Source organism: Bacillus timonensis (assembly GCF_000285535.1).
Lineage (GTDB): Bacteria > Bacillota > Bacilli > Bacillales > Bacillaceae_L > Ferdinandcohnia > Ferdinandcohnia timonensis.
Genome location: NZ_CAET01000121.1, coordinates 1 through 234, shown reverse-complemented (window position 1 = coordinate 234; position 234 = coordinate 1). Strand labels below are relative to the sequence as shown.

The 234-nt window shown below is 39.7% G+C and carries 1 protein-coding gene; it reads right to left on the bottom strand.

The genetic code is table 11. From position 1 onward, the window contains the following. Positions 1–162: 162 nt before the first annotated feature. Positions 163–234 (bottom strand): IS3 family transposase (locus BTHG_RS27870; protein WP_408605265.1); only part of this gene is annotated, 72 nt, incomplete at its 5' end.

The following is a 234-nucleotide window of genomic DNA, read 5'->3' as shown; positions in this document are numbered from 1 at the left end:
ATACAAGAGAAGCACGTTCCAATCTACCATGCGCTTTGTGCAATGTTAGAGGAGGAATATTTTCTAAGATGACTATATTAGTTGGAATTGATATTGGTGGAACAAAGTGTGCTGTTTCTATCGGAACCGTGCCCCCAATTTTAGACAGCTTTAAAAAGGGACTCAAGCAGCTAACAGATGATTCCGGTACTGAACCGGAGTCATCTTATTTAAATCCCATTGATATCGTTTGGT